The sequence below is a fragment of the Kaistella jeonii genome, from assembly GCF_000812865.1.
Lineage (GTDB): Bacteria > Bacteroidota > Bacteroidia > Flavobacteriales > Weeksellaceae > Kaistella > Kaistella jeonii.
Map to the genome: position 1 here is coordinate 723,009 of NZ_JSYL01000002.1, position 22,794 is coordinate 745,802.

23 protein-coding genes are annotated in these 22,794 nt (G+C 34.9%); 15 read left to right on the forward strand and 8 right to left on the reverse strand.

Annotated elements, in window-relative coordinates:
• Genes OA86_RS06010 through OA86_RS06020 form a run of 3 tightly spaced genes read right to left on the reverse strand, consistent with a single transcriptional unit; the run spans position 1 to position 5,196 of the window.
• Complete coding sequence (locus OA86_RS06010) at positions 1 to 2,166, reverse strand: patatin-like phospholipase family protein (protein WP_039350182.1); 2,166 nt, start codon at positions 2,164 to 2,166, stop codon at positions 1 to 3.
• Complete coding sequence (locus OA86_RS06015) at positions 2,167 to 4,611, reverse strand: bifunctional UDP-N-acetylmuramoyl-tripeptide:D-alanyl-D-alanine ligase/alanine racemase (RefSeq protein ID WP_039350184.1); 2,445 nt, start codon at positions 4,609 to 4,611, stop codon at positions 2,167 to 2,169.
• A gap of 3 nt (positions 4,612 to 4,614) precedes the next feature.
• Positions 4,615 to 5,196, reverse strand: a complete 582-nt coding sequence (locus OA86_RS06020; protein ID WP_039350187.1) for a thymidine kinase — start codon at positions 5,194 to 5,196, stop codon at positions 4,615 to 4,617.
• Positions 5,197 to 5,256: 60 nt separating this feature from the next.
• On the opposite strand from OA86_RS06020, the gene OA86_RS06025 reads away from it, so the two are divergent.
• The 7 genes from OA86_RS06025 to OA86_RS06055 all read left to right on the forward strand — a co-directional run bounded on the left by OA86_RS06025 (position 5,257) and on the right by OA86_RS06055 (position 12,283).
• On the forward strand, positions 5,257 to 6,324 hold the full coding sequence (locus OA86_RS06025; protein WP_039350190.1) for a DUF8457 domain-containing protein: 1,068 nt from the start codon (positions 5,257 to 5,259) through the stop codon (positions 6,322 to 6,324).
• Between the two features lie 65 nt (positions 6,325 to 6,389).
• The gene (locus tag OA86_RS06030; protein WP_039350193.1) at positions 6,390 to 7,766 is read left to right on the forward strand and encodes a UDP-N-acetylmuramate--L-alanine ligase; all 1,377 of its coding nucleotides are present in this window, start codon (positions 6,390 to 6,392) and stop codon (positions 7,764 to 7,766) included.
• Complete coding sequence (rsmI, locus tag OA86_RS06035; protein WP_039350195.1) at positions 7,767 to 8,501, forward strand: 16S rRNA (cytidine(1402)-2'-O)-methyltransferase; 735 nt, start codon at positions 7,767 to 7,769, stop codon at positions 8,499 to 8,501.
• A gap of 11 nt (positions 8,502 to 8,512) precedes the next feature.
• Complete coding sequence (gene fabG, locus OA86_RS06040) at positions 8,513 to 9,256, forward strand: 3-oxoacyl-[acyl-carrier-protein] reductase (protein ID WP_039350197.1); 744 nt, start codon at positions 8,513 to 8,515, stop codon at positions 9,254 to 9,256.
• A 266-nt stretch (positions 9,257 to 9,522) separates the two neighbouring features.
• Entirely contained in the window at positions 9,523 to 10,674 is a 1,152-nt protein-coding gene (gene egtB, locus OA86_RS06045) for an ergothioneine biosynthesis protein EgtB (RefSeq protein ID WP_039350198.1), read from the forward strand.
• The gene (locus OA86_RS06050; RefSeq protein WP_039350199.1) at positions 10,671 to 11,624 is read left to right on the forward strand and encodes an L-histidine N(alpha)-methyltransferase; all 954 of its coding nucleotides are present in this window, start codon (positions 10,671 to 10,673) and stop codon (positions 11,622 to 11,624) included. The genes egtB and OA86_RS06050 overlap by 4 nt, the downstream gene beginning before the upstream one ends.
• Entirely contained in the window at positions 11,621 to 12,283 is a 663-nt protein-coding gene (locus tag OA86_RS06055) for an aspartate/glutamate racemase family protein (protein WP_039350201.1), read from the forward strand. Before OA86_RS06050 ends, OA86_RS06055 begins: the two co-directional genes overlap by 4 nt.
• A gap of 27 nt (positions 12,284 to 12,310) precedes the next feature.
• Here the strand turns inward: OA86_RS06055 and OA86_RS06060 are convergent, their stop codons facing one another.
• Positions 12,311 to 13,351: a GMP reductase gene (locus OA86_RS06060; protein WP_039350203.1), complete on the reverse strand. Its 1,041-nt coding sequence runs from the start codon at positions 13,349 to 13,351 to the stop codon at positions 12,311 to 12,313.
• Positions 13,352 to 13,395: 44 nt separating this feature from the next.
• Positions 13,396 to 14,160: a 5'/3'-nucleotidase SurE gene (gene surE / locus OA86_RS06065; protein WP_039350205.1), complete on the reverse strand. Its 765-nt coding sequence runs from the start codon at positions 14,158 to 14,160 to the stop codon at positions 13,396 to 13,398.
• Positions 14,161 to 14,294: 134 nt separating this feature from the next.
• On the opposite strand from surE, the gene OA86_RS06070 reads away from it, so the two are divergent.
• The 8 genes from OA86_RS06070 (at position 14,295) to OA86_RS06105 (ending at position 21,701) form a co-directional block, all read left to right on the forward strand.
• On the forward strand, positions 14,295 to 16,415 hold the full coding sequence (locus tag OA86_RS06070) for a carboxy terminal-processing peptidase (protein WP_039350216.1): 2,121 nt from the start codon (positions 14,295 to 14,297) through the stop codon (positions 16,413 to 16,415).
• 163 nt (positions 16,416 to 16,578) lie between these two features.
• Positions 16,579 to 16,869 carry a 2TM domain-containing protein gene (locus OA86_RS06075; protein ID WP_039350219.1) on the forward strand — a complete coding sequence of 97 codons (291 nt, stop codon included), beginning with the start codon at positions 16,579 to 16,581 and terminating at the stop codon, positions 16,867 to 16,869.
• 33 nt (positions 16,870 to 16,902) lie between these two features.
• Complete coding sequence (locus OA86_RS06080; RefSeq protein WP_126340465.1) at positions 16,903 to 18,231, forward strand: 2TM domain-containing protein; 1,329 nt, start codon at positions 16,903 to 16,905, stop codon at positions 18,229 to 18,231.
• Between the two features lie 5 nt (positions 18,232 to 18,236).
• Positions 18,237 to 18,536, forward strand: a complete 300-nt coding sequence (locus tag OA86_RS06085) for a 2TM domain-containing protein (protein ID WP_039350224.1) — start codon at positions 18,237 to 18,239, stop codon at positions 18,534 to 18,536.
• Positions 18,520 to 18,813: a 2TM domain-containing protein gene (locus OA86_RS06090; protein ID WP_039350226.1), complete on the forward strand. Its 294-nt coding sequence runs from the start codon at positions 18,520 to 18,522 to the stop codon at positions 18,811 to 18,813. Before OA86_RS06085 ends, OA86_RS06090 begins: the two co-directional genes overlap by 17 nt.
• 1 nt (position 18,814) lies before the next feature.
• Entirely contained in the window at positions 18,815 to 19,360 is a 546-nt protein-coding gene (locus OA86_RS06095) for a methyltransferase family protein (protein ID WP_052257406.1), read from the forward strand.
• 9 nt (positions 19,361 to 19,369) lie between these two features.
• The gene (locus tag OA86_RS06100; RefSeq protein ID WP_082017294.1) at positions 19,370 to 20,113 is read left to right on the forward strand and encodes a LytR/AlgR family response regulator transcription factor; all 744 of its coding nucleotides are present in this window, start codon (positions 19,370 to 19,372) and stop codon (positions 20,111 to 20,113) included.
• A 283-nt stretch (positions 20,114 to 20,396) separates the two neighbouring features.
• Positions 20,397 to 21,701 (forward strand): tetratricopeptide repeat protein, encoded by a 1,305-nt coding sequence (locus tag OA86_RS06105; protein WP_039350235.1) that lies wholly within the window; start codon positions 20,397 to 20,399, stop codon positions 21,699 to 21,701.
• A gap of 47 nt (positions 21,702 to 21,748) precedes the next feature.
• Here the strand turns inward: OA86_RS06105 and OA86_RS06110 are convergent, their stop codons facing one another.
• From OA86_RS06110 to OA86_RS06115, 3 genes are read right to left on the reverse strand one after another with little or no spacing between them, the layout of a single operon-like run.
• A complete protein-coding gene (locus tag OA86_RS06110; protein WP_198410760.1) occupies positions 21,749 to 22,309 on the reverse strand; it encodes a Dph6-related ATP pyrophosphatase in 561 nt (186 codons plus the stop codon).
• Positions 22,282 to 22,440 carry a Dph6-related ATP pyrophosphatase gene (locus tag OA86_RS15855; RefSeq protein WP_198410761.1) on the reverse strand — a complete coding sequence of 53 codons (159 nt, stop codon included), beginning with the start codon at positions 22,438 to 22,440 and terminating at the stop codon, positions 22,282 to 22,284. The genes OA86_RS06110 and OA86_RS15855 overlap by 28 nt, the downstream gene beginning before the upstream one ends.
• A 48-nt stretch (positions 22,441 to 22,488) precedes the next feature.
• A complete protein-coding gene (locus tag OA86_RS06115) occupies positions 22,489 to 22,743 on the reverse strand; it encodes a hypothetical protein (RefSeq protein ID WP_039350237.1) in 255 nt (84 codons plus the stop codon).
• Between the last annotated feature and the right edge of the window lie 51 nt (positions 22,744 to 22,794).

Here is a 22,794-nt window from a genome sequence, read left to right on the forward strand (position 1 = left end):
TTAAAAATAGTGTCCCATTACAACACTGAAAATATTGTTATTGATCGATAGTGAACGGCTATAATTAATTTTGATCTGACCGAGTGGTGATTTGTAACCTAAAGTAATTCCCGCAGAAGACGCGTTGATATGGAACACATCGTCAACTTTTATATCAGTGAATAAATTAGCAATACTCAAACTTCCTTCTACGTAATAATTTTTGTAAACATTGAACTGGAAGCTGTTTATATTAGTTAATAGATTTTTCGCACTTAATTGTCCAAATTCGTAACCTTGGAAACTAGTAAAGTTACCTAAATTCTGGGCGAAAATTCCGCCGATTCTATATTGATAATAGCTCGGAAGGGTTTTTCCTACAGTAAAACCTCCAAATAACCCCAATCGATAAGTGAACCAACTTGTAATAGGAAAGTTGAGTTGAGCCGTTATTTTTGCCTGCAAAGTTCGTCCTTCCTGGTCTTTATTTAGGAGGTCTAAAATTTTTCCTTCAACATTTAGAAGTATTCCTTTTGTGGGAAAACTTTTTTCATCCTGCGTATCACTTTTAATGAAAAGGTAAGGATTGATAAAATTAGTAGCGTTTGTATAATTTGGTGTGCCGGTAAATTTAGTTTCAAAGTAGTCGTGACTTATCCCACCACCAATTGCGTATTTATCTCGCCAAACAGATTGTATGAAGGCTTCATTTCTGAACCAGGTCCATTTTTCATAAATATTGGAATCGCGGTCATTCAAGTTGAGAGACATTCCCGATGCGTAGAGTCCAAATCCCGGAATATAACCATTGTCTATGAAATAATTTAAGTAATATCTAGTTTGATCTCCCACCACAACATCTAACGAAACAATGGAATTTCTAAACAATAATCTTTTGGCAGTCATATTAAGAAGTAAACCTGTTTTAAAGATTTCGTCGTAATGCAAACCAAATTTTAGGAAAAAACGGGTGTCATCCTCGGTGACATTTAGTTTTAAGTAATTTTCATTATTCTTCTGAATAATATCGTAATTTATTAAGGTGTAATTGTTCGTTGCATAGAGAGCATCAATCATTTTATTGATTCCGCCGTAGGTTTGTAGCGACGGAATTCTGAGATTCATTTTACCTTTCACATAATTTTTGCCAAAAATGTGATTGTTTTCAAGAATCAAACTGTCGATTTTGTAAACGTTGGAGTAAATGGAACTGATTGGTGCATGAAGAGCAGTAAGGTCTTTTTTCGGAAGGAGTGAGAGAGGCTCAATGTATTTCTGTGCTTCGACGTAACCCGAATCTAAAATTGCTCTTTTAAAATCATAACTGGTTGCACCCATTCCTTTTAAATTAGGACGAATATTGATGTCAGTATATTGATACTGATTTTTTGTCTCGTTCTGAATCCCGAAATCAATAACTTGGTTCAGAATGTCAATTGCACTTATTAGATTTTTTGCACTGACTAGACCCTGACTTAAATCTACGCCGATTACAATATCCATTCCTTTGTCTTTCAGAGGTTTAGATGGGTAATTGATGGTCATAGCTCCATCAATATATAATGAATCACCAATTTTAACAGGATCCATTAGAGAAGGAAATGCGGAACTCGCCATGATTGAACTAACCAGATCTCCCTTTTCAAAAACTTCTATTTTTCCGCTTTCTAAATTTGTACCAATGCAAAGAAAAGGAATCGGAAGTTTGGAAAAATCACTTATTGTAGCAACATTTTTGAAGAGTTCCTTTAACAGGTAAATGTTTTTTTGACCAGTAGAAATCGCTTTTGGTAGAACATTAATTTTACCATCTTTCATTGGAACTGTAATAATATATTTATCAACAGATTTACTAAAAAAAGAGGTTTCCTGCCTTGTTTTTTCGTTAGCGATAATGGTATAGAAATCAGTATCCATAACTATTTTTTCAATTTCTTTACCAGTGTAACCTGAAGCGTAAAGTCCACCTACAATTGCACCCATACTTGTCCCGGAAATATAATCGATCTTCACTCCCAAGGAATCAAGAACTTTTAAAACACCAATGTGAGCGAAGCCTTTTGCACCACCACCAGAAAGTGATAGTCCAATTTTGGCATTTTTAGGCACTCTGAATCCTTCTTTCACCTGAGCTTTCAGGAAAAAACTACACAAAACAGTAATGATGAGAATAAGTTTTATTTTCATTTAATCTTTAATATAAATTCTTTTTACGCGACGAGAAATAGAGGTTAAAACCTCATAAGGTATTGTATTACAATAAATTGAAAATTCTTCCAGTGAAGGTTTGTCGTTAAAAATGATAACTTCTTCACCTTCGTTTACGGGTTCGTTTTCAATATTAATCATCATCATATCCATACAAATGTTTCCGATGATGGGGAAAAGTTTTTGGTGTATTCCTACTTTGCCGACTTCATTTCCTATCATACGTGGAATTCCATCTGCATAACCAACGGGAATGGTGGCGATTTTTGTGCGATTTTGAACTAGAAATTTTCTGTTGTAACCAACTGAATCACCATTTTCAACTTCTGAAATCTGTGAAATCACGGTCTTAAAACTTACTGCATTTCGAAGTTGCTTCTTGATTTTTGGATCTGACGAAATGCCAACCATTCCAATACCAATTCTAACCATATCAAACTGAAAATCAGCATAACTAACGATTCCGGAAGAATTTAAAATATGGCGGATAGGATGATATTGTAAACCTTTAATTAATTTTTCAGAATTAACTGTAAAAATTTTAATTTGATCTAAGGTATATTCCTTCCCCACAGGATCATCAGCAGAAGAAAGATGACTAAAAATCGATTCCACTTTCACATTCATTTTGTTCAACTTTTGAATCAGATCATCTAACTCATCTCCTTTAAAACCAAGACGATGCATTCCAGTTTCCAATTTGATATGGATCGGATATTTTCGCTGAATCCCTTTGTGTAAAAGCTGCTCATTAAAAAGTTGAAGCACCCTGAAACTGTAAATTTCGGGTTCCAAATTGTAATCGATGATACTGTTATAGCTATGCTGCTCCGGATTCATCACCATTATTGGCGTTGTAATTCCGTTTTTTCGCAGATCAATACCTTCATCTGCATACGCAACTCCAAGATAATCAATATGATGATGTTGTAAAAATTCTGCGATTTCATAGCCTCCCAAACCGTAAGAATAAGCTTTAACCATCGCCATCATTTTTGTCTCAGGTTTTAATAAAGACTTATGGATGTTGATGTTATGAATAATTGCGTTTAAATTAACCTCTAACACAGTGTCATGTTTCTGTAATTCTAAAAAAGTTTTTAAACGGTCAATTTCGAATTTACGAGCTCCTTTTAAAAGAATCAACTCATCTTCTATTTGGTTAAGTTGAGTGCTTTCAATGAGTTCTTTTGTATTACTAAAGGTATAAGTTTGACTATTAAAAAGAATTTCAAAATTTGAAATTTCGTCACCGATGAGGAATATTTTACTGAAATCTTGTTGATTTGTTAATTCGGCGACGGCATGATATAATTTTTCGGAATCTTTCCCTTCCACAAAATCAGTTATAATCAAAGTCTTTTTAGGCTTATTATATTGATGAATAAATTGAAAGGCGATTTTCAAAGAATCCATGTCTAAATTATAGGAATCGTTGATCACCAAATTATTACGCAGTCCGTTTACGCTTTCCAGACGCATTTCAACCGCTTTTAATGCATTTATCTTTTCAATAATTTTTGCATTATCTATTTTGAATTCCTTTAATACAGCAATAACACACATCGCATTACTTAGCGTTGCTTCATCTCTTTGAGAAATTGGTATTTTAATTTCCTCGTTGAAATATTCAAGAACAAGCTCTTCGGAATTTCCTTGCCAATCATTTTTTAGGTGAAGATTATTATGATTTTTAAAACCGTAAGATATTAGATTTTTACTTGAATAAATGTCATTTATTAAATTGTAAATCAATTCATTATCACCATTAAAAATAATAGTTTTGGAATCTTTAAAAAGTATCAATTTTTCTTTAATGAGCTGTTCTTCAGTTTCAAAATTCGAAGAATGAGCAGCACCAATATGAGTAAGAACACCGATTTCTGGAGAGAAAATACTTTCTAAAATTTTCATTTCTCCAGGTCTGGAAATCCCTACTTCGAAAATCCCGAGTTCATGAGTTTTGTTAATTTCCAGTATTGAGATCGGAAGTCCAATTTGTGAATTGAAACTTTTAGGACTCTTCACGGTAATGAACTCATCAAAAATACTCTGATAAAGCCATTCTTTAACAATGGTTTTTCCGTTGCTGCCTGTAATTCCTATGGTTTTCAGAGAAAATTGATGAAGATGAAATTTTGCCAGTTTCTGAATAAATTGAATTGAATTTTCAACAATGATCCAGGTAATATCTTGATTTTGAGGAAATTGGTGTTCGCTTATGATGATATTCACGCCTTTCTCAACTGCAGACTGAATATATTTTTCCCCGGAATTTTTTGAAGTATTAATTGCAAGAAAAGCAGTGTTTGAGCTGGAAAAAATATTCCGACTGTCAAATTCGATTGTTTTGACAAGAAGATCTTTTTTACCAATGAGTTTTGAACCGGTGATTTCTGCAATTTGCTGCGTAGTGTAATTCATTTCTTATTTATTCAGAAATTCGTCGTTGAAAACTCTTCTGCTTACTGCTTCATAACTTTCGGTTTCTCCAAGCTCTACTAAGTCTTTACTCGTTGAAATTCTCATCGAATAATTAGCAAGATTTCCGGTTCTTTTACAAATTGCATGAACCTTGGTCACATATTCTGCAGTCGCCATTAAATTAGGAATAGGCCCAAAAGGGCGACCCATAAAATCCATATCTAACCCTGCAATTACAACACGTATTCCACTGTTCGCCAATTTATTAGCAACTTCTACAATGCTCTCATCGAAAAATTGTGCTTCATCAATTCCTACGACATCACAATTAGATCCTAATAGTAAAATTTCGTTCGGACTGTCAACGGGAGTGCTCCGAATTTTGTTCTGATTGTGAGACACCACTTCTTCAGCAGCATAACGCACATCTAATTTTGGCTTAAAAATTTCCACATTTTGTCCTGCCATTTCTGCACGCCGAAGTCTCCGTATCAATTCTTCCGTTTTACCGGAAAACATTGAGCCGCAGATCACTTCCATCCAGCCGCTTTGTTTTGCGTGATTAATTGTATTTTCTAAAAACATTTGTTAAATTAGCCGTAATATTTAAAGCTCAAAAATAAGGAAATTTAATAAGACTTTATTATGCAAAACCTTCAAGATCTACAAGAAAAAATTTTTTTTGAATCAAAGAATATTCTCGATACCCTTTCAAAAATTAATTCTAAAGAAGAACTACTCTCTAAGCAAGATCTATTTGCGGAAGTAGCCGACAGGATTGCCTTTCTAAGAATTTTAGAGAAAAATAAAGAGAGTTTTCAACAAACTGTTGAAGAATCTGACAATCAAGAAATTAACAACAATATTATTGAATCCGGTAATGAAGATTATTTATCCGACTCACCTCTTTCCGAAGATGTGATTGAAGAGGAAGTTATTTTCACGAACGAAATTAACGAGATCGACAATTCTCCCGACCATCCCGTTCATGAACTAAGACCCGAAATTGAAGACCCATTTATTGAGTATAACAATCCTGAATTATCTACGGAAGAAGATTCAGATTTTGAAGAGGTCAGTCATGACTTAGAAGATTTTGTGGTCAACGGTAATTTTGCCTCTGATAAAGAAATTCCCTTAGTAGTCGAACAGGAAGAAGCAGACTATGCAGAACGTATTTCTCAGAAAGAAAAAGATTTTTTAGATTCTGAAGAAAGACGGAGAAAAATTGTAGAATTTGGCAAAGTGGAAACTCCTCATCCTGTGAGTACGGAAGCCTTTTCAGAAGAAAAAATAACAGATAGCAATCCTGAAAAGAAATTTAAACTTGCCAACATCAAAGGTTTGAAAGCAGTTCAAAATTTATTTGATGATGACCCGTTGGAAAATATCGAAGAAAATTCTCCCGAAATTACCACTAAAACAGTAGATCCCGGAAGTCTATTAAAATCGAACATTCCGACAGATTTTATGGAAGCTCCGAAAAAGCAACACGAATTTAAATTAGATTTTAACGATAAGATCGCATTTACGAAATTGCTTTTCAACGGAGATGAAACTGATTTAAAGAATACGATCGACAGATTAAATTCTTACCAAAAGTTAGAAGATGCCCGACAATATTTGAGTGAAGTTTATTACCAAAAAGACTGGAGTAAAGCCGATGAATACGCTCAAAGACTGTGGGATTTGGTTGAAAGTAAATTTTTATAGTACCTTTTTTTCGTGATATTGATGAAACTTGTTTTTCATTAAAGGTCAGAATCAACAAATTTAAAATGACAAAAAGTATTTCAGATTTTCAAAATGTCTTTTTCATTGGAGTCGCAGGAGTTGGAATGAGCGCGATCGCCCAATATTTAAAAGGAATTGGTAAAGAAGTTTCAGGCAGCGACCGGTATTTTCATCCTAATGAATATAATAAAACCAAAGAGCAGTTAGAAGCAGAAGGGATTCACTGTTTTCTGCAGGACGGGAGCGGAATTAATGACAAAACGGATCTGATAGTAGTTTCTACAGCAATTGAAGACACCGTTTTTGAAGTTCAGAAAGCCAAAGAGCTCGGAATTCCAATCATTAGAAGGAGCGAACTTTTATCGATCATTGCTAAAAGCAAAAAGACAATTGCTGTTGCGGGAACTTCCGGAAAGTCCACAACTTCAGCAATGCTTTATCAAATCTTATTGGATGCGAAACTGGAGCCGAGTATTATTTCCGGAGCTGGTTTAACCAGCATTATTAAGCAGGGAAAAATCGGAAATGCAGCAGTCTTAAAAGGAGATTGGCTAATCATTGAAGCTGATGAAAGCGACGGTTCCGTTGTTCAATATGAACCGGAAATCGGTTTGCTTTTAAACATTGATAAAGACCATCAGGAAATTGATGATTTGATCGATTTATTTACCATTTTTAAAAATAATACTAAAAGCTTATTTGTTGTAAATCAATCAAATACATTGGCGAAATCTTTGTCGGCAAACTCTAAAAATGATTTCGGATTTGAAGATAGAAATGCTGGATATTCTGCCGAAAATTTTGATCAAGATGGACTTTCCTTGACATTTGAAGTTTTGAATCAGAAATTTCAAATGAACTCTTTAGGAAAACATTCGGTCGAAAATGCAACAGCAGCAATTGCAGTCGCACATCAAATTGGAATTGATCTAAAAACCTGCGCAGAAAGTTTAGCAACTTACGAAGGAATTTATCGCCGGCACCAGATCCTCGGACAGAAAAACGGCGTTTGGGTGATTGACGATTATGCTCATAATCCAGCGAAATGCGCAGCTTCAATAAAAGCATGTCAACCTTTAGCAGAAAAAGTAATTGCCTGGTTTCAACCACATGGTTACAAACCGACGAGATTTCTGAAAGATGATTTTATTCAAGAAATTGCCGATTCATTAAGACCTCAAGATGAAATCTGGATGAGCGAAATTTTCTATGCAGGCGGCACTGCCGTAAAAGATATTTCAGCCAACGATTTAATTGAAGGCATTAAAGCAAAAGGGAAAAATGCCCATTTCGTTGAAGATCGAAATAATTTGGTAGAAGTTTTAAAACCGGAATTAAAGGAAGGAACGGTTTTGCTTTTAATGGGCGCAAGAGATCCGAGTTTGGAAACCTTTTGCAAAAACTTATATGAAAATCTATAAATGAGCGGAATCCTATATTTTGTTCCGACACCCGTTGGAAACTTAGAAGACATGACTTTCAGAGCTGTAAAAATTCTGAAAGAAGTCGATTATATTTTATGTGAAGATACCCGGACTTCGGGTTTTCTTTTGAAACATTATGAGATATCTAAACCGTTGAAATCGTATCATTTACACAACGAACATCAGACTACGCAGAAAGTAATCGATGATTTGAAAAACGGACAAACCATCGCAATTATAACCGATGCGGGAACTCCCGGAATTTCAGATCCCGGATATCTTTTATCAAAAGCAGTTTCAGATGAAAAATTAGAAATGCAGTGTTTACCTGGAGCAACAGCTTTTGTTCCGGCTTTGGTTGTTTCAGGATTGCCAAATAATGAATTTTTATTTGCCGGATTTTTACCGCAGAAAAAAGGCCGCCAAACCAAACTGAAACAGTTGGCGGAAGAGAAAAAAACAATCATCATTTACGAAAGTCCGCACAAGATCAACACGACATTAGAACAGATCAAAGAATTTTTCGGCGAGGAAACCAAAGTGAGTTTGAGCCGCGAAATATCCAAAAAATTTGAAGAAACTAAACGCGGAACAATCAATGAGTTAATTGACTTCTCCAGAAGCAAAACTTTAAAAGGAGAAATCGTATTAATCATCAATAATGTGGTGAGTAAAGAAGACGAAGAAGAAAAACCTTTGTCCAAAAACAAATACAAAAACTTAGAAAAATAAACGACAACGATATGGGATTATTAGAAGGAAAAGTTGCCCTCATTACCGGAGCGACACGCGGAATCGGAAAAGGAATTGCAGAAGTTTTTGCAAAAGAAGGCGCTCATGTTGCTTTCACCTACGCCGGTTCTGTCGATAAGGCGAAAGCTTTGGAGGAAGAATTAGGAAAAATAACAAAAGTAAAATCTTACCAATCGGATGCTTCAGATTACGATGCTGCTCAACAATTGGCGGCAGATGTGATCGCTGATTTCGGTAAAATCGATATTTTGATCAATAATGCCGGAATTACGCGTGATAATTTAATGCTCAGAATGTCCAAAGACGATTGGGACACGATCATCAAAGTGAATTTAGATTCTGTTTTTAATCTCACAAAAGCGGTGATCAAGCCGATGATGAAAGCGAGAGCAGGTTCAATCATCAATATGACTTCAGTTGTTGGTGTGAAAGGAAATGCGGGACAAGCAAATTATGCTGCGTCAAAAGCGGGCGTGATTGGTTTTTCAAAATCGATTGCGTTGGAGCTAGGTTCCAGAAATATCCGTTGCAACGCGATTGCTCCCGGATTTATCGAAACTGAAATGACGGCAGCTTTAGACGAAAAAACTGTGCAGGGTTGGAGAGATTCGATTCCTTTAAAACGTGGCGGTCAACCGGAAGATGTCGCAAATGCGTGTGTTTTCTTAGCAAGCGATATGTCAACTTATATCACAGGTCAGGTTTTGAATGTTGATGGCGGAATGTTGACCTAATTCAAATTTTCTTTTTAGAAGCCCCAAGATTTTAGCATATTTCGAAGATCAGACCAGCTTTCCGCTCTATCTTTTCCTCGTCGTACCTCCTCAAAAAAGGATGCCGCTACAATCTGGGCTAAAATAAAAAATATTTCTTCTTACTAACAATTTGAGAAACCGGATTGTTAGTAAGTTTTTGTACTAATATTTTTAAATTAGTTGGTTAACTGACAATTCGGAATATTTTTTGTAGTTTAGTTCTACTATAATTATTTTTAATTATTATGAGCGAACTATTTCAACTATTTAAAAACACAAGATCGCACTCATTTGCGCTCTGTAAACCTCTCGAAATCGAGGACTACATTCCACAACCTGTGGATTTTGCAAGTCCACCGAAGTGGCATCTAAGTCACTCAACCTGGTTTTTCGAGGAGATGATTCTTAAAAACTTCGTTCCTGATTACCAAGTTTTCAATCCTCATTTTGCGTTTTTATTCAACAGTTATTACCAGACTTTAGGCGAAAGAGCCATCCGAACAGAACGTGGAACGATTACCCGTCCAACGATTGCTGAAGTCTATGAATACCGCAATTACGTTGATGAACACATCGAAAACTTATTAAAAACAAACTCGACGCCGGAATTAGAAGAATTGATCATTCTAGGAATTAATCACGAGCAGCAACATCAGGAGCTTTTAATTACCGATCTTAAACATACTTTCTCCTACAATCCAATTTTCCCTGTTTATAAAGAAGGTTTTAATTTAACTGCTCAAGAAAACGCAGACGAAGGTTGGTTAGAAATAAAAGAAGGAGTTTACGAAATCGGTTATGAAGGAACTGACTTTCATTTTGACAATGAAAAAGGCAGACACAAAGTATTTCTACACGATTTTCAAATTTCAAAATCTTTAGTAACCAACGGCGAATATATAGAATTTATGGAAGCTGGAGGTTACGACAATTTCAAACTCTGGCTCGATGAAGGTTGGAGTTGGGTGAATGATAATCAGATAAAATCACCTCTCTATTGGAAGAAAGTTGACGGGACTTGGCATTCCTATACTTTAGAAGGCCTAAAACCAGTTCAACCCAAGCATATTTTAACACATATTTCTTTTTACGAGGCCCAAGCTTTTGCTAATTGGAAAGGCATGAGATTACCGAGCGAATTCGAATGGGAAATTGCCTCCGACCAATTGGATTGGGGAAAACGCTGGGAATGGACCTATTCGGCTTATTTACCTTATCCAAATTTCCACATTGCTGAAGGAGCCGTTGGCGAATACAACGGTAAATTCATGATCGGTCAAATGGTATTGCGCGGAAGTTCTACTGCAACTCCAAAAGGTCACGAAAGAAAAACATATCGAAATTTTTTTCAACCCAAATACAGGTGGCAAATCACCGGAATAAGATTAGCAAAATGACGAAAAACGACACTTTTTTAAAAGATATTGAAGCAGGATTGAGTCAAAATCCAAAATATATTTCTTCGCATTATTTTTACGACAAAGCTGGGGATGAACTTTTCCAGCAGATCATGGAAATGCCAGAATATTATCTGACCAATTCTGAACTGGAGATTTTTAGTCAGCAAAGTGAAGCCATTATAGAATCTTTCCAGATAAATCCGGATGAGGAATTTGAATTGATAGAGTTAGGAGCAGGCGATGGAAAGAAAACACTGCATCTGTTAAAAACTTTGCTCGAAAAAAGTTACCGCTTTAAATTTATTCCTGTTGATATTTCTCACAACAGCCTTGCAGTGATTACGGAACGCATGGAAGATTTATTTCCGGATCTAGAAATTGATCCTCAACAAGGAGATTATTTTCAGGTTTTAGATGAACTCTTTACTTCAGATAGACCAAAAGTAATTTTGTTCATCGGCTCCAATCTTGGTAATATGCAGGACGAAGTTGCAAGAAGTTTTCTTCATAAAATTGCGGATCATTTAAAACCCAATGAAAAGTTGCTTTTAGGAGTAGATCAAATTAAATCTAAAGATATTGTTCTTCCTGCATACAATGATGCAGCTGGAATAACACGAGATTTTAACCTTAATTTATTGAAAAGGATCAATCGGGAATTAGGTGCAGATTTTGACTTAGAGAATTTCGAACATGATCCAGAATATACTGAAGAAGAAGGTATTGCAAAAAGTTTTTTGAAAAGCACTAAAAAGCAATCAGTTTATATTAAAGAACTCGGTAAATCTTTTGAGTTTGCTGAAAATGAACTGATTCATACAGAGATTTCCAGGAAGTACAATGATACAATTTTGCAAAATCTTATTGATGATTCAATGCTTGAAATCACCCATAAATTTCTGGATTCAAAAAAATATTTTGCAGATTACATTCTGACTAAAAAATGATTAATGACTCCACTTTAAAGGGAGTTTTAGGTTTAGGTAATGCTTCAACCGAATACTACTTGAAGAGAATCCACGAAAAATATAAGTTAAAAAACAAAGAATTTTCAACCTGCCCATTGCTTTTGTACCAAATTGATTTTCAGGAAATAAACCTTTATTTACCCGATCAATTTTCAGTCTTAATTCCTAAGCTGGAAAATTACTTTTCGAAGATTTTAGAGTTAGGTATTTCAAAACTATTAGTTCCAAATATTACCATTCATGAAACTTTGGATCAGATGAAATTACCGTTTGATATTTTTCATCCCGTAAACCTCACCTTAGATTATTTAAAGAAAAATGAAATTTCAGAAGCAACGCTTTTGGGGACTTTATATACCATGAACTCCGAATATTTAAAAGCTAAATTTCAGAAAGAAGGAATTTCTCTATTAAAACCCGCAGCATCCGACCAAAAATGGATTGATAATTTTAGAAAGAAAATCTACAACGAAGAAGAATCTCCCTCAGAAATATTAGTTTTTCAAGATTTGATCAAGAAATATATCGTCGAAAGTAATGTTATCATTGCTTGTACAGAACTTTCGCTTTTTGCTTTAAAAAACGATTCTTCCTGCATCGATATGGCTAATTTACAAATTGAAGAGTTTTTAAGATAAATAGATTAATGAGATTTCCATAGTTCTTTAGCCGCCAAAAATCTGATTTTCCTGCTCAGAAACTCGAATAAAAGTGGTTCTTTTTGACAGTTCCCGCAATTGTGAAGCACCGACGTAAGTACAGGTAGACCGAACGCCGCCCAAAATATCTTTCACCGTTTCAGCAACTGCACCTTTATACGAAACTTTCACCGTTTTCCCTTCAGAAGCACGATATTCTGCGATTCCTCCCGAATGTTTATCCATAGCAGTTTGAGAACTCATGCCATAAAAAAGACGGTATTTTTTTCCATTTTCTTCTACGATTTCACCACCGCTTTCGTCATGTCCCGCGAACATTCCGCCTAACATAACGAAGTCTGCGCCTCCTCCGAAAGCTTTTGCCACATCACCGGGAATTTTGCAACCACCATCAGAAATAATATGTCCGCCAAGTCCGTGAGCAGCATCTGCACATTCTATAATTGCAGAAAGCTGTGGATAACCAACACCTGTTTTAATTCTTGTTGTACAAACTGATCCGGGACCAATTCCTACTTTGATAACATCTGCTCCGGCTAAAATAAGTTCTTCAACCATCTCGCCTGATACTACGTTCCCTGCGATGATCGTTTTGTCAGGAAAAATAGTTCGCATTTTTTTTACGAATCCCACGAAATGTTCAGAATACCCATTGGCAACATCAATACACAAAAAATTAATTTTTGGATGTGCTTCAACTATTTTCTGAATTTTTTCTTCATCACTTTTTCCTATTCCAGTGCTTAACGCGATATAATCATAGATAGAATCAGGTTGCTGATTTAAAAATGAACTCCACTCTTCTAAAGTGTAATGTTTATGAACCGCCGTAATAATTTTATATTTTGACAGCGCTTCAGCCATTTCAAAAGTTCCCACCGTATCCATATTTGCGGCGATAATTGGAACACCGCTCCATTTTTTCTGAGAATTGACAAAAGTGAAATTTCGTTCTAAACTTACTTGGGAACGAGATTTTAAAGTGGATCGTTTTGGACGGATCATAACGTCTTTGAAACCTAATTTGAGTTCGTTTTCTATGCGCATCTTTTGAGAGTAAAATTTATTAAAATAAAATAGGAAGCTGAAAATTATTCCATCATCTTCCGAAGGTTTTCCAGTTCTTCATGAGCAGTAAGATCAAATTTAACGGGAACAATAGAAATATAACCATTTGCCAAAGCAGTTTCATCAGCATCTTCACCCGAATCCATATTGTTGAAATAACCCGTTAACCAATAATATTTTTTACCGTGTGGATTGATTCTTTCATCGAAATTTTCTTCCCATTTTGCTTTTGCTTGTCGGCAAACTTTTACGCCTTTAATTTCATCTTTCAGCAATTTTGGGATATTCACGTTGAGAACAATTCCCTTTGGTAAAGGATTTTCTAAAACTTTTTTTACGATATTCTGAATGTATTCTTTCGCCTGAGAAAAATCGGCATCCCAAGAAAAATCGAGTAATGAAAATCCAATTGCCTGCAAACCTTCAACACCTGCTTCTACAGCAGCACTCATCGTGCCTGAATAAATAACATTAATGGATGAATTCGCACCGTGATTAATTCCAGAAACAACGAGATCTGGTTTTCTAGGCAAAATCTTATCTAAAGCAAATTTTACACAATCTACCGGAGTTCCGCTCAATGAATAATCTTTCTGCGGTCCTTCTAAACTAATTTCTTCGAAAGTTAAAGTTTGATTGATGGTAATTGCGTGACCTTTTCCAGATTGTGGTGAGTTCGGCGCTACTACGATAACTTCCCCAATTTCATTCATAAATTCTACAAGATGTCTAATTCCAGGCGCTGTAATTCCGTCATCATTCGTTACTAAAATCAAAGGTTTTTGCATATAATTTCTAGGGTTTCCACAAATTTACTTAAAATAATAGTGTGCAAATATAAATAAGGTATTAATTTTGATACTTTGTAAAATCCTGTAACAAATGGGGAAAATTCTTAACAAATTAGATATTAATTAATTATATGTTCAAAAACCTAAAACTCAATACATTATTGCTTTTCATACCACTCACAAGTTTGGTGTTCTGTTTTAATACTCCGAAAAATGATGATGAAAAAATGTCGACAATAATGGTGAGTGTAAAAAATACACTCAGTTATTTACATTATTCTCCCAAAACCATAAATGATGCGTATTCGAAGGATGTTTACAAGCATTATTTTGAAATGGTAGATTCTTCAAAAAGATATTTTCTGCAGTCTGATATGGATGAATTTGCAAAACATGAAACCAAACTCGATGACTATCTGAATCAGGGAGATCTTACTTTCTATAAGCTGACGGTAGATCGTTTGTATCAAAGAGTTGATGAAATCGATAAGATCACTCAGGATATTTTGAGTAAACCTATCAATTTGAATGAAGATGAAACTTTGATCTTAGAACCGAAGATTAAAAAGAATGCGAAAAATCAAGCTGAACTTTCTCAGGAATGGAAAAAATACATCAAGTATAATATTTTGCAGGAAATGGAATCTTTGACAGCAAAAGAAGAAATGCAGAAAGAGAAAAAAGATTCTGTACAAAAATTTAATTTAAAAGATACCATTAAACTTGAAATTCTAACGCCGGAAGCGAAGAGAATTAAAGCAACTTCGGAGGTGAAAGATCTGGTTACCGATACATTCAGAAGATTTAAGAAAAGAAATAAAATGGACTGGTTTACAGTTTATATGAATGCTTACACCGAAGTTTTCGATCCGCACACGAATTATTATTCGCCGAAAAATAAGGAAGATTTCGATACTCAGTTCACTGGAAAGGTAATCGGAATTGGAGCCATTATTCAGGAAAAAAGAGGATATCTTTATTTAGGTGCACTCACGATCGGTGCTCCCGCCTGGAAATCTAAACAACTGTCGGAAGGTGATAAAATATTAAAAGTTAGATCAAAACCTGGTTTAGATGCTGTGAATGTGGTTGGAATGCTTTCTGATGAAGCAGTTCGATTGATCCGGGGCGAAAAGGGAACTAAAGTAACTTTGACCGTTGAGAAAAAAGACAAATCAATCAAGGAAGTTACCATGACTCGGGAGGAAGTTGCGATTGAAGATACTTTTGCAAGAAGTATTATCGTAAACGCTCCGGATGGTAAAAAATACGGACTGATCAATTTGCCAAGTTTTAATGCTGACTTTGCAGATGCTAAAGGAAGAAATGCTTCTGATGATATTAAAAATGAGATACTCAAGTTAAAACCTCAAAATGTAGACGGGATCATCCTTGATCTTCGAAATAACGGTGGTGGAAGTTTAACGGAAGTTGGCGATATTATGGGCTTATTTATAAACGCCGGTCCTTATGTTCAGGTGAAAGATGGCAACGGAAAAGTGCAGACTTTGAAAAATAAAACCAACGCACCAATCTGGACTGGTCCTTTGTTGATCATGCAAAACGAACTTTCAGCATCGGCTTCAGAGATTTTAGCCGGAGCAATGCAGGATTATGGTAGAGCTGTAATTCTTGGTTCGCCACAGTCTTTTGGGAAAGGAACGGTACAAACTTTTGTTGATTTGAATAGATTTTTGAACACAACCGATGACTTTGGTTCTTTGAAATTAACCATTCAGAAATTCTATAGAATTACAGGGGAATCGACACAAAGAAAAGGAATTGAATCCGACATTAAAATGAAAGATTTCTTCACTTACGCTGAAATTGGGGAACGGTATGATGATTACGCTTTAGCCTGGGATAAAATTCCGGCAGTGCCCTTTCAAGCACTAAATACATTCTCAGTTCAGGCTTTACAAAAAGGGATTGAAGCGCGTCTTGCTAATAATAAAAACTACCAGTTGATTCAGGAATCTGCTCAATGGAAGGAAAAATTAGACAAAGAAGAAACCATTTCTTTAGAGCAAAGCAAATTTAATGAAGTGATGCAGGCAAGAAAAGCCCAGATCAAAAAATTTAAAGGTCTGGATAAATTTAACAATGGACTTAAATTTACGCTGAATCCTGATGAAGCGATTCGCGAAAAAACAGATGAACCTTTCACTAAGAAAACAGAAAACTGGACGAAAAATCTACAGCGCGATCTGTATCTTCAGGAAGCAGTAACTGTTGTGGGTGAAATGAAATAGCCTCCAAAAATAGACCTACTAAAACCATCGGAATTCCGGTGGTTTTTTGTTTTTTACAACTCGGTGTATAAAATTGACCCTTCGGTTATAATTAGTTGAAAAGTGATGTTGGAGCAAATACCTTTACACCATCAAATAACAACAACTACAAAAATTTTATAAAATGGAAACTTACAATTTTAATCAGGAAGCAAAATTTTCACAAGCTCAAAGAAGAGTGAAATGCATCAAAGGATTTTATGTTCACGCCACGATTTATCTCGCCGTAAACGTAATTATCATTGCAGGATGTGCGGTTGATAACGTAAGCAGTTTATTAACTTCTGATCCGTACATGACCGCATTATTCTGGGGAATCGGTTTGGCTGCACACGGAATGTCAGTTTTTGGACAGGACTTTATTCTGGGAAAAAACTGGGAGGAAAAAGAAATTCAGAAAATATTAAATAAATAATTTAGAATTTTCTTTTATTATTAAATTTACAGAATGGATTTTAAAGACGTTAGAAAGCAGGCAACAATTTCTCTCTGGATCTCTTTCGGAACAGGCCTTTTCTTTTTTACTTTTTTTACAGATGAAAAAAGTGTTAATAATTTGTTGATCAGCTTTTTAGTTTCTTCTATTTATTCCTTCGTTTTTGTTTTCGGGAATTTTTATACCAACTGCTATCTCAATTCAAAATATTCCTGGATCGATGATACCAGAACGCGAATCATCCTCGGAATTGTGGCAACCATTTTTGTTAATATCATTTTAGTCCTATTTTGCAACTACTTGAATTTCATTGTTCTTCAGAAAAACAGTCCAGATCATTTTTTCACCGGTCAAATGGGATTTGTCAATTGGGTCATCATTAATATTGCACTTTTGGTTTCTGCGATCATACATGCGAAAGGCTTTATGGAAGAATGGAAAAAATCCTCCAGAAAAGAAGTTGTAGAACAGAAATTAATCGCGAAATCGGCCAACGCACAATTTGAAAGTTTAAAGAACCAACTCGATCCACATTTTCTTTTTAATTCTTTGAATGTTTTAAGTGCTTTAATTGATGAAAACCCGAATCAGGCGCAAAGGTTTACGGCTTCGATGTCTAAAATTTACCGCTATGTTTTGGAGCAGAAAGACAAAGAACTCGTTACCGTGGAAGAGGAAATTGAATTTGCTAAAACCTATTGCAATCTTTTGAAAACGCGTTTTGAAGATAGTGTGAGCTTTGATTTTAATGTTAACGAAACGGCTTTGAAATCTTACGTAGTTCCACTTTCTTTACAACTGCTTTTAGAGAACTGTATCAAACATAATTTTGCAACTTCAAGCAAACCTTTACACATTAAAATATACTCAGAAAACGGATTTCTTTTTATAGAAAATAATTTACAGCAAAGAGAACAGGTCAAAGAAAGCGCAGGAATTGGCCTTTCAAATATCGTTCAACGTTATTCATTACTGACGAAACAAAATGTTTTCATCGAAAAATCAGATGATTTTTTCAAAGTGAAAATACCAATGTTAACCAAAAAAATTACCGCCATGACCACACAACCTACTAAAGAATCAATATCCTACCAAAGAGCAGCCAAAAGAGTTGATGAACTGAAAGGATTCTACAGCAATTTGATTTCTTACTGTCTCGTCATTCCATTTTTACTGTTTATTAATCTATACACATCGCCAAAACACTTATGGTTTTACTGGCCGATGTTAGGATGGGGTTTTGGATTATCGATACACGCCTTGAAAACATTTGGCATCGGTAAAAACTGGGAAGAAAAACAAATTCAGAAAATTTTAGATAGAGAAAATTCAAAAAAATAAATAATATGGAAAATTTAACCGACAATGAAACTGATTATTCTATCGCAAAGGAAAGAGTAAATCAAATGAAAAAGTTTTACGCAAGCGTATTCATTTATATTCTGCTATTTGCAATCTATAGTTTTCACAGATATTATAAAACGGGTGAAATTACATTTTTAGACTACAATGGTTTCTCCGTTATTTTCTGGATTTGGGGAATTGTTTTAGCGACAAAAGCTTTCAAAATATTCTTTTTTAACCACAGTTGGGAAAGAAAAATGATCGACAGAGAACTTAATAAAGAACATGATGGAAAATTTTAACGGAAACAATATCAAGTATTTAGAAGCACAAAAAAGAGTAAAAAGGTTGAAAGGATTTTACATTCATGCCGTAGTTTATGTTCTGGTAAATCTTTTTATCATTGCACAAAATGTAGAATCCGGTGCCTCCCTTTCCAATATGGAAAATTACTGGACTGCCATTTTCTGGGGAGTTGGTTTACTCGGTCATGCAACCAGCGTTTTCCTGCCGAATATGTTGATGGGAAAAGACTGGGAAGAGAGAAAAATTCGGGAGTTAATGGATAAAAATAAATAAGATGAATGCTGCAACCAATATCATTATGATCTTGTGGGGATTTTCAGAAATTTTTCTCCTCTTAAAAATGCGCTCTGGAAATGCAGATGCGAAAGGAAAAGATAAAAAATCGCTTTCGTATTTGTGGATGGTGATTGGCTTCAGTATTCTCTTCGGAATTTTTATTTCCAAAGCGACTCAGTTTCCTTTTTACGCCAGCAGTAAAATACAGATCTTAGGATTAGCTATTCTTTTTTTAAGTGTCGTTTTGCGAATGATCGTCGTTTATAATTTAGGGAAATACTTCACCGTTGATGTGACTTTTAAAAAAGACCATCAATTAAAAACCGATGGGTTTTACAAATATGTAAGACATCCTTCTTACCTTTTTTCTTTGCTCACTTTCGTTTTAAACAATTACATTTCTGCAGTTTTACTATTTATTCCAGTATTTCTAATGTTTTTTTACCGCATCAACATTGAAGAAAAAGTATTGACAGAGCAGTTTGGAAAAGATTATACCGATTATATGAAAAAAACCAAAAGACTTATCCCTTTTATTTATTAATTTTAGAACATGATAAAAACCGTCATCATCGAAGATGAAAAACCTGCTGCACGAAAACTTGAAAGATTAATTGGTTTGTTTCCTGATTTAGAATTAGTTGCAACCCTAAATTCTGTAGAAGATGGTTTAGAGTGGTTTCAGAATAATTCACATCCAGATTTGATATTTTCAGATATTGTTTTAGGCGATGGATTGTCTTTTGATATTTTCGAAAAGGTTCCTACGAAGAGTTTTATGATCTATACAACGGCGTTCGATCAATATACTTTAAAAGCATTTAAACTAAATTCTATCGACTATCTTTTGAAGCCAATAATGGAAGAAGATCTGGAGAAAGCAATCAATAAGTTCAAGAGTTTCTTACCTTCAGAATCGTCTAATAATTCATTGGAAATCAAATCTTTAATTAAAGAAGAGAAACAAAAATTATCCCGAATTTTAGTGAAGATCGGCTACAATTTAAAGATTGTGCAGACCAATGAGGTTTCATGTTTTTACAGTGAAAATAAGATCGTTTATCTTCAAACCAAAGAAAGAAATTACCCGACCGATTTTACTTTAGATGAACTTCAGGAAGTTCTCGACGAGAAGAAATTCTTCCGCGTGAACCGACAGTTTATGATCAATTCTAACTTCATTAAAAATATTCATACTTCGCCTTATTATAAAGTAGAAATGGAATTTCAGCCAGAAGAAGAAATTACGGTAAGTCGTGATCGTGTTAAGGATTTTAAAGATTGGTTGAGTAATTAAAAAAAATCAGGTACGAATTGCATTTTAATTTTTTAAATTGATAACTACTTTTCAAACAAATCATCTTTCAATTTTTAAAAATAATCGCAGAATTAATATTGAAATCGAATCCTGACTTTACCGCCAGAAAAATGTTCAGTTTATTGAGAAGATGATAACGTTGATTTGGCGTGTGCTTTAAGTTTCTTACACTTAAAGCTTTTTTGAGTTCAAGTCAATAACTCCGACTTTCATCATTCAACAAAAATGAGTACTTTTAATTCAACCTTTAAAATTCTATTTGATGCAAAAATATTTTACCGCTTTCGTTCTCACTTTATGTTCCCTTCTTTTTCAGGTGCACGCTCAGAAAGATTCTACCGTTTACCTGGAAAAAATACCACACGCGAGCGAAATGCCGCCTCCGCCGCCAGATTCAAGGCATAGTTCTGTTCGGAGAGAAGGTAAAAGATCGTGCGAAGAAAATTATGCGGAAGTTTGGGATCTTTATCAAAGTGAGGATTACAAAAAATCTTTGACTTTAATTGATAAAGTTTTAAAATCCTGTGATCAGCAAAGTGCTTATTACGAGATGAAAGCCTACATTCTTATCAAACTGGACCGTAAAAAAGAAATCATCGAAACGACCACAAAAGGTCTTGCGATTTCTCCTCAAAATGCTTCTTTATATGAGATGCGGGGAAATACGTATTATTTCGATTTCCAGCCGGAAAAAGCGCTTTCCGATTTTCGTGAAATGTTTAAATATGATAAGAAAAACGGACGCTACTACAATAATTATCTGAAGCTCCTCAATGAGATGCGAAAAGACACCGAGATGATTTCCGTTTTCTCCGCTTTTTTAAAGGAAGATACAAAGGCAAACGATTTTAAGGAAAAGGAAATAATTCCGGAGATTTATTTTTATAGTTCTTTGGCTTATCAGCGTCAAAAAAACACGAAAAAAGCCGTTGAATTATTGGATCAAGCTTTAAAATTAAGCCCGGATGCAGAACCTTATTTGAATAACCGTGCGCTGTTTCTGCAAGAATTGGGGCAGTCTGAAAAAGCGCTTGCCGATATGAACAGATCGATTGAACTGAATCCCAAGGTCGCCCAAAGTTATATTCACCGCGCCAATCTTTATCAGGAGAAAAAGGAATTCGAGAACTCAAGAAAGGATTATTTAAAAGCTTTGGCATTAGGAAGTGGTGACAATGGTATTTATGCAGATCTGGCAAATGTTTATCTCCAGTTGAATGATTATACTAAAGCGAGACAAAATTTTGAAATTTTCCTCACTAAGAATAAAGAAAGTCCTTCCGCGTACAGCAATTATGCTTATGCGCTGTTTGACATGAAAGATTATAAAAAATCTCTGGAGAATTTTGAAAAAGCCTATGCTCTGGAAAATAACGAAATAGATACTTTGGTTGGAATGGCCGTTTTATACAAACTGAACGGAAATGAGAAGAGATCTGAAGAAATGAAAAAAGAAATTGCAGCGAAAACAGAATACAAAGCTGAGAAAAAACTGCTGAAAACATTAGAAAATTCTCACTATTTCTACACGGATAAATTTAAGAAAGAGTGGGAAAATTTATTTTAAAAACGAGATAATAAATGAGGCTGTTTTTTAGCCAGTCTCTTTGTTTTTTATGAAACTAATTCGGCCTGCCAATACTCAAAAGTCTTTTTCTCACCAGTATCTAAAGTAAAATCAAATGAGGTTTTAAGGGTTTCAGGAATTGAAAACGCAACTTCTTTATTAAACAAACCTCCGGCATAGGATAAAGTATGATACTCACCGTTTTCTCCGCATAAATCAATTCCCTTAGGAAATAACTTGATCACATTAGCATCTAAATCTTTTCCGATATAGGTTTCATCTAATAAATCAGCTTGAGTAACAATGATTTTTGACTTGATTCCTGAACTTAAAAAATCGTCGATAACTTCCTGAGATGTTTTTTCCCAAAGTGGTTCTACAACTTCAATTCCCACCGGATTCAATTTGCTTTCCCGATACGCTTTTACGTCGGATAAAAAGATATCGCCAAAAATGAAATGCTTTACCCCTTGTTCTTTAAAATGCTGAACAGCTTCAGACATTTTCTCCTCGTAATTTTTTAATGCGGTAGATGATCCGACCTTGTAAAGAGGAATACCAATGCTTTCCGCCTGTCTTTCTAAAATCGCCAAAGGAACAGCATGCATGGAAGATTTTGACTTTCTTCATTCATCGTGGTCAATAATGCAATGACTTCAAATTCTTTTTCTTCCAAAACTTTCTGAAGTGCTAAAGCAGAATCTTTTCCGCCACTCCAGTTGAATACTGCTTTTTTCATTGAATTTTCTATATCTCGAGTATATGATTGCACGATGGCTGATATTGATTAATTGCGACCGAGATCCCTTTCCTTTAATTCTTTTTCAAGGGCTTTTTTATAAGACCATTTTTTAGCAAACATTGGGATGAAAAACAAGGGAAACGCGGTAAGAATTCCGAAGCCATTTTCCACCGTGCTGTATATGGCAACTCCAATCATTACGCCCACCAATACGGCATTGATGATGTTGGTGGATTTGATCTTTTGTAATTCGATCAACAATTCTTTGGCGGTCATTTCGGCGGGTTCTTTTTGTTTCATTTTGATAGGTTAATTTTCATTTCTGCCGAACGCGTGAGTTGGTCACTTATA